This is a genomic window from Cupriavidus sp. 22TCCZM01-5, from assembly GCF_057798915.1.
This window is the reverse complement of sequence record NZ_JBYOJR010000011.1, coordinates 162,605-169,619: the sequence shown is the minus strand read 5'-3', so window position 1 is coordinate 169,619 and position 7,015 is coordinate 162,605. Positions and strand designations below refer to the sequence as shown.

The following is a 7,015-nucleotide window of genomic DNA, read 5'->3' as shown; positions in this document are numbered from 1 at the left end:
ATCGTTGATGGCCAGCCGCCAGGCGACGCGCTTCTTGCCTACTTCTTGTCGCTCGGACAAGAAGTAGGTCGCCGGCTACGCCGGCAAAACAGCAGCGCCTGCCAAGCACGAAAACCCCAACCCCCAATTCCCGCAATCCGGCGAAAGAACCTTTTTCGTTGGCGCAACTCAGCACACATATGCGTGCTTCACCGCCCCATGCGCTGGTCATAGCGGCTCGAGATACGTCCGAGCAGGCCCGGATCCCGCGAATCGCTGGAATCGAACTGCACACGGACCGAACCATCCGCCTGCCGTATCACGCTGGCGCGGATCATCGTATTGCCGTAATTGCCGGCAATGGATCCGCTCGCGCGATCCTGCACGCTGACCGCCACGCCTTCATCCCGCATGGCGCCAGCCGCGGCATCGAAAGAACGATCGAAATTCGCCGGCACCATCGCCGGCGCGCCATAGTAGGTGCATCCGCCCTGCAGGGCCATCAGCACGGCGGCGAGCATCGCCAGGAGGATGCGCTTCATGGCGTCACCTTGGTCCAGCCCGGTCCCGGATCGAACGAGGTCGTCGCCGCGGCCTTGGCCGCGGTATCGGTGCCCAGGTCGCGCTCGAAGACTTCGCCCGCATGGCTGACCATGAAGGTCTTCACACCGGTCTGGCCATAGCGGACCGGCCAGGCGATCACGGCGAATCCGCCGAACAGCTTGCCGCGCACCTGATAATCGAAGGCCCCACCCGGGGCATTCGCCCCCTGCTTCGTGAGCAGCTTGTAGTGGTAGCCGTAGTAGCCTTCGGCCCCGGGGCTGCGCTTGCCGGCGGTCAGGAAAGCCTCGCCCAGCGGGCTCGGCTTCTCTCCCGGCTTGGTTGGCCAGTACAAGCCGTCCTGCTTGCCAGGTGAACTGACAAGCTTCGCAGCGTATGCCAGCACACCACTGGCATCGTGATCGACCTCCGCATACTCGGCCTGCGCATCGTAGATGGCCAGCAAGGTCTGCATGACGGCCAGTTCGTTGCGCCCGATCTGGCGCACGCGCATTTCCTCCAGGCCGGCGGCCGTGTCGAAGCGCCAGCCCTGCGCGGTCTTGACCAGCGGGACAGGCAGCGTCCATCCGTCCGTACCGACGGCAATGCGCGCGTGCTGGTCATCCACGGCCTGCACCGTGTGCGATGCGCCCCAGGCAGTCAGGAACCGGGTACGGATGTCGGCACCGACAGGCGGGATCAGTTTTCTGAACCCTTCACCGAAGATCTTCTTCATGGCGGCGTCGTCGCTGCTCTCGACCGCAGACCCAAACGCGGCCATCGCTTCGTCGGCCGTGGGAAAGGTCTGCTGCGCGTGCGCGAACCCTGCGCCGCCAGCGACGAGGGCCAGCGCGACGGCAATCTGCCGGCACCGAGCCGCAAACGCCTTACCGGAAAAGACAAGTGGCTTGATCATGGCTGTTCCCCCCTTCAGCGCCTGCCACCACCGCCACGGCCGCCGCCCCCGCGGCCGCCGCCACCGCTAAAGCCGCCGCCCCCACGCCCACCGCCGCCACTGAATCCCCCGCCTCCGCGGTTGGCCGGCGACGATTGCAGGCTGCTGCGGCCCCGATCGAAGTCGCGCTGCGACGCACCGCCACCACCGACGCCCTGGAACGCGCTATCGCGGCCTCCGCCTCCGCCCCGGTTCGCAGTCGTTGCGCGGTTTCCGGCACCGGCCGCGGAGCCACGTTCGCCTCCGCCCGAGAACCCGCCGCGGTCTCCCGTGCCCGCCCGGTCCGAAACGCCGGCACGATCGCCACCACGATTCCCGGCACCGCCGCGATCGCCAACGCCACCCCGGTCACCTACACCGCCGCGATCGGCGACACCCCCCCGGTCACCTACGCCGCCGCGATCGCCGACACCCCCCCGGTCACCTGCGCCACCGCGATCAGCGAGCCCCTGCCGGCCTCCGGCACCCTCCCGCCCGCGGAAGTCATTGCGCCGATCGGCGCCGGGCACATTGCGGCCGAATTTCTCGCGCGTGGCATTGTCCCGGTAGGCCACGCCCTTGCGGTGGCCCGCGTCGTGCTGCCACTTGCCGTTCTGCACCTTGGTGCGGTCGAAGTTGCGGTCGATATTGGTGGCGCGGTTGACGTTGATATTGACGTCTCCACCACCCCAGTTGCAGCCGCCGAAGATGGCCCCCGCCGCTGCCAGGCCAACCCCCCAGGCAAAGCCGGTGGCCAGCGCGGCGCCCGGATAGTACGCCGGATACGGCGGCCAGTACGTCGGCGGATAGGCCGGATACCCCCATGACCCGTACACCACGGTCGGGTTGTAGGACGGCACGTAGATGACTTCCGGATTGGCCGGCTCGATCTTGACGATGGTCTGCCCTGGCTGCCCCGATACCGTGCCCTGCTCGACGGTCACTTGCTGCTGTTCGTTCGATTTCAGGTTGCCATTCTGCTGCGCCTTGGCGCGCAAGCGCTGCACCGCGGCCAGCACGTCCGATTCCTGCGCCAGGAAGGCATCGCCGAGCTTCTGGGTCCAGTCGAGCTTGTCGTTCATCGGCTCCAGCGCCTGTGGGAATGCGACCAGCGACTTGACGCTGACATCCCACGGCTGGTCGGCCACCGCCTTGACGGCAGCATCGCCCTTGACCTTGGGGTTGGCCTTTACCCAGCGGGCCGCCTGCACGATTTCCAGCGGATAGGTGGACGCCATCAGCACCTGCGACAGCACGGAATCCGGGTACAGCGCAATGGGCGCAACCAGCGCCTCCAGCTCCTCGGGCTTGAACGTGGGCGCCTGTGGCTGCGCGGATGCCTGCGGCGGTGCAGGCGCGGGCGCCTGTTGTTGCGCGATGGCCGTGCCTGCGCCTGACATCAGGCTGGTCACGAGCACGCCGCAAACCGCTCGGACCAGGCTCCTTCCCCAAACATTCATGGCGACTCTCCCCGGCTGAAGTCAGCGGAATCAAGCAGGCATGTAACCGTGCCCGCGCAAACCGTCCGGGCAGCACGAGTGACGGTCACGATACGACGATAGTGCGTCATGGCCACATTTGCAATTTCCGCCTCGTCCAATCCAGCCAATTTGAGTTCCAGTCGCGCGCCGCGTTTGCGTGCCGGCGCGCCACGGAGGGTAATGAAGCGCATCGAGGGACGAACAGATTCATCAGCACAATCGCAACGCCGCTCCGGCATCCGGCCAAGCCTCGGACGCCTGCCTAATATGGGGTGAACAGCGGCTCTTCTCTGCTTCGGCGGTCCTGCCGGAATGCATCTTCGAGCACGCTGGAGACGCCCCCGGCCGCGCCCTACGCGCGCCCTACGCGTTTTCCCCGACTGTCCCGAGATGCAAACAAGTTGTCCCGGATAGTCAAACCGCGACTTGCCAATACACGATACTTCGCCAGTCGCGACCGGAGCCATTCGAGTGCCCGGGCAACCAGCGGCGACGCTCTGCGGCCACTGGCGCAAGTGATCGAGTCTTACAGAAGAGAGACATTCATGCTTGGACAACATTCCACCCACCCCACCATGCTGACCGGCAAGCAGGCCGCAACCGCCTCGCGCCTATATCCGTGGCTGGTGTTCGCGCTGAGCTTCGGCCTGCTGCTGTCGGACTACATGTCGCGCCAGGTGCTCAACGCAGTCTTTCCGTTGCTGAAGGCCGAATGGGCGCTCACCGACACCGAGCTGGGGGCACTGGGCGGCATCGTCGCACTGATGGTCGGCCTGCTCACTTTTCCGCTGTCGATCCTTGCCGACCGCTGGGGCCGCGTCAGGAGCCTGACGCTGATGGCCGCGCTCTGGAGCCTGGCCACGCTGGGCTGTGCGCTGGCCAACAATTTCGGCGAAATGTTCATCGCCCGGCTGTGCGTCGGCATCGGCGAAGCAGCCTACGGCAGCGTCGGCATCGCCGTGGTGCTGTCGGTATTTCCGCGCCACCTGCGCGCCAGCCTCAGCTCCGCCTTCATCGCCGGCGGCGCGTTCGGCTCGGTGCTGGGCATGGCTGCCGGCGGCGCGCTGTCGGCTCAGTTCGGCTGGCGCTGGGCCTTTGCCGGCATGGCAATCTTCGGCCTGGTGCTGGTGGTCATCTATCGTGCCCTCATTACCGAACCGCGCCTGAAGGCTCAACGCCTTGCGCTCGGTGAGGACGCGCCCACCGAGACCCGCCGCGAGGGCCTGGCCCTGCGCCCGCTGCTGTCCGCCCTGTTCTCGGCACGATCGATCCTCTGCGCTTACGTTGGCAGCGCACTGCAACTGCTCGTCATGGGCGCACTGCTGGCGTGGATGCCCAGCTACCTGTCGCGCTATTACGGCATGGCGACCGATCGTGCCGGCGTGACCGCTGCTGCCTTTGTCCTGGCAGCCGGCGTCGGCATGGTAGCGTGCGGCGCGCTGACCGACTGGGTTGCCCGCCGTTGCCCCGCCCGCAAATGGCTGATGGCGATTGCCTATAGCCTTGCCTGTTGCGCCCTGCTGGCCGTGGCGTTCCGGCTGCCAGCCGGCGCCGCCCAGCTTGCGCTGATTGGCGCCGGCATGCTGCTGGTCGGCGGCACGGCTGGCCCCGCCAGCGCCGTGGTGGCAAACCTGACCCATCCGGCCATCCACGCCACGGCGTTCGCCACGCTCACGCTGGCCAACAACCTGCTGGGCCTGGCGCCGGGCCCTTTCGTCACCGGCGTGCTCGCCGACCGCATCGGCCTGCTCGGCGCGCTCCAGTGGATTCCGCTGACCGGCCTGCTCGCCGCAGCGTGCTTCATCGCCGGCCGCCGCTACTACGCCGCTGACCTGCAGCGCCTGGAACACCAGCGCGACGCCGGGTAAGCCAACGACTGACCTACTGGATTTTCTGGAGATCCGATGAGCCCTACCCCCGACACCACTGTCCTGCTGGTTCCCGGTCTGCGCGACCACGTGGCGGAGCACTGGCAGACACTGCTCGAGGCGCAACTGCCGAACGCCCGCTCCGTGGCGCCGCTGGAACACGACAAGCTGAGCCGCGACGCCCGCGTGGCCGCCCTGGACGCCGCACTTGCGGCGATCCACGGCCCCGTGGTGCTGGTTGCACACAGCGCCGGCGTGATGATCACCGTGCATTGGGCCGCAAAGCACCACCGCAAGATCCGCGGCGCGCTGCTGGTGACGCCGGCCGATCTCGAAACGCCGATGCCGGCCGGCTATCCGCAAAAGGAAGCGCTGGCCGAGCACGGCTGGCTGCCCGTGCCGCGCAAGCCCTTGCCCTTCCCCAGCATCCTGGCCGCGAGCCGCAATGACCCGCTGGCGACGTACGAACGCGCCGCGCAGCTAGCAAGCAACTGGGGCAGCGAGCTTGTCGATCTCGGCGAGGTCGGCCACCTCAACCCGGCAGCCGGCTACGGACCGTGGCCGCGTGCCACGGAGCTGATCGACCAGCTGCTCCGCATGGGCTGACGTCTACGACAAGAAGCCGGTAGCGGACCGCACGGTCCCGCACCGGCCAGCCCCCGCAGTACCTCGCAGTACCCCCGAGCACCCCGCAGCACCCCCGCAGCACCCCCGCAGCACCCCTGCAGCACCCCCGTAGCACCCCCGCAGCACCCATTTCGACGGGAATACCCGCATTACAACCAAAGGAAGAAACGGAGATTTGCCCCATGAAATTCAGGAGCACGGCCCTGGCCGCATTGCTTGCCTGTTCGGGAAGCGCATTCGCGCAATCCAACGTCACGCTGTACGGCGTGGCTGACATCAACCTCGAATACGTCAATCACGTCGGCGCCATTCCGCAGGCTGCCAACCAATTCAACCCGGGTCCGGCCCACAGCGTCTACCGCATGGATTCGGGCGGCATCTCCGGATCCCGCTGGGGTCTGCGCGGCACTGAGGATCTCGGCAACGGGCTGAAGGCACTGTTCGTGCTCGAAAACGGCTTCAGCCTGGATTCCGGCACGCTGCAGCAGAGCAGCCGCCTGTTCGGCCGCCAGGCGTACATCGGCGCGCAGAGCGCCACCTTCGGCCAGATCACGCTGGGTCGCCAGTACACCTCGATCTTTGAAGCCCTCGCCAACTTCGTGCCGGGTGCCTATGCCACGCAGTACGAGCCGGCTGCCCTTCTGACCGGCGCGAACTTCCGTGAAGACAACACGGTCAAGTACACCGGCCAGTTTGGCCCGGTAACGGCACTGGCCCACTGGTCGTTCGGCACCGGCCTGGCCCTGCCTGCCTTCATTGGCGTGGCCACGCCGATCGGCGGCAATGGCGAAGTCCCGGGCCAGTTCCGGCGCGACAGCGCCTACGGCGCAGCCCTGGCCTACTCGGCAGGCCCGTTCGGCGTGACCGCCGGTTACGACCAATGGAATCCGACCATTGGCACCGGCAACGGTACGGCCAAAAAGGCTGTGATCGCCGCCAGCTATACCTACGGTCCGGCCAAGGTCATGGGCGGTTATCGCTGGGGCCAGAACAAGAATGCGGCGGACGTGCTGGTCCAGCGCGACGACTTCTACTGGATTGGCGCCGCCTACCAGGTGACGCCGGCCGTCGCACTGTCCCTTGAGTACGACTACGACAACCTCAAGAACCAGTTTGGCAACACCGGCCTCGCCAATCCCTGGCAGGTCGCGTTTATCGCCAACTACGCATTCTCCAAGCGTACCGATGTGTACCTGAGCACGGCTTACTCCAAGCATGCCGGCCTGGCAATGGATTCGGTATCCAACTTCTACGCCACCAGCCTGGCCACGGGCAATAGCTACGCCCTGGCCAATGGGCAGACCTCGATGGTCGGTGTGGCGCTGGGTGTCCGCCACAAGTTCTGAGCGAACTTCAGTACGTATGCTCGTTGCGGCTGTGTCGGGAGACGATCCTGGCACAGCCGTTTTTTTTGGCTCCGCCGGATTGCGGGAATGGGGAAGGGTTGGGCTTTTCGTGCTTGGCGGGCGCCGCTGCTTCGCCGGCACCGCACCCCTCACGCGGAGAAATGCTCAAACGCCCATCTATAATGTGCGCCACCATACCGGCCAGTCGACCTGCGACGCCCCCGGGGCCAGCCGAGATCC

At 66.6% G+C, this 7,015-nt stretch carries 6 protein-coding genes; 3 read left to right on the top strand and 3 right to left on the bottom strand.

What is annotated here, in order from left to right:
- Positions 1-188: 188 nt before the first annotated feature.
- From AC3FNH_RS13615 to AC3FNH_RS13605, 3 genes are read right to left on the bottom strand one after another with little or no spacing between them, the layout of a single operon-like run.
- Positions 189-521 carry a hypothetical protein gene (locus AC3FNH_RS13615; RefSeq protein ID WP_488720393.1) on the bottom strand — a complete coding sequence of 111 codons (333 nt, stop codon included), beginning with the start codon at positions 519-521 and terminating at the stop codon, positions 189-191.
- Positions 518-1,435 carry a DUF2950 domain-containing protein gene (locus AC3FNH_RS13610; RefSeq protein WP_488720392.1) on the bottom strand — a complete coding sequence of 306 codons (918 nt, stop codon included), beginning with the start codon at positions 1,433-1,435 and terminating at the stop codon, positions 518-520. The genes AC3FNH_RS13615 and AC3FNH_RS13610 overlap by 4 nt, the downstream gene beginning before the upstream one ends.
- A gap of 14 nt (positions 1,436-1,449) precedes the next feature.
- Complete coding sequence (locus AC3FNH_RS13605) at positions 1,450-2,913, bottom strand: DUF3300 domain-containing protein (RefSeq protein ID WP_488720391.1); 1,464 nt, start codon at positions 2,911-2,913, stop codon at positions 1,450-1,452.
- Between the two features lie 566 nt (positions 2,914-3,479).
- On the opposite strand from AC3FNH_RS13605, the gene AC3FNH_RS13600 reads away from it, so the two are divergent.
- The 3 genes from AC3FNH_RS13600 to AC3FNH_RS13590 all read left to right on the top strand — a co-directional run bounded on the left by AC3FNH_RS13600 (position 3,480) and on the right by AC3FNH_RS13590 (position 6,775).
- Complete coding sequence (locus tag AC3FNH_RS13600) at positions 3,480-4,802, top strand: MFS transporter (protein WP_276100056.1); 1,323 nt, start codon at positions 3,480-3,482, stop codon at positions 4,800-4,802.
- Between the two features lie 36 nt (positions 4,803-4,838).
- Positions 4,839-5,408, top strand: a complete 570-nt coding sequence (locus AC3FNH_RS13595) for an RBBP9/YdeN family alpha/beta hydrolase (protein ID WP_488720390.1) — start codon at positions 4,839-4,841, stop codon at positions 5,406-5,408.
- Between the two features lie 203 nt (positions 5,409-5,611).
- The gene (locus AC3FNH_RS13590; protein WP_488720389.1) at positions 5,612-6,775 is read left to right on the top strand and encodes a porin; all 1,164 of its coding nucleotides are present in this window, start codon (positions 5,612-5,614) and stop codon (positions 6,773-6,775) included.
- Positions 6,776-7,015 lie beyond the last annotated feature (240 nt).

Coding starts and splice junctions, on each gene's coding strand:
- AC3FNH_RS13600 (WP_276100056.1), top strand. CDS start 3,480: ATGCTTGGACAACATTCCACCCACCCCACCATGCTGACCGGCAAGCAG.
- AC3FNH_RS13605 (WP_488720391.1), bottom strand. CDS start 2,913: ATGAATGTTTGGGGAAGGAGCCTGGTCCGAGCGGTTTGCGGCGTGCTC.
- AC3FNH_RS13595 (WP_488720390.1), top strand. CDS start 4,839: ATGAGCCCTACCCCCGACACCACTGTCCTGCTGGTTCCCGGTCTGCGC.
- AC3FNH_RS13610 (WP_488720392.1), bottom strand. CDS start 1,435: ATGATCAAGCCACTTGTCTTTTCCGGTAAGGCGTTTGCGGCTCGGTGC.
- AC3FNH_RS13615 (WP_488720393.1), bottom strand. CDS start 521: ATGAAGCGCATCCTCCTGGCGATGCTCGCCGCCGTGCTGATGGCCCTG.
- AC3FNH_RS13590 (WP_488720389.1), top strand. CDS start 5,612: ATGAAATTCAGGAGCACGGCCCTGGCCGCATTGCTTGCCTGTTCGGGA.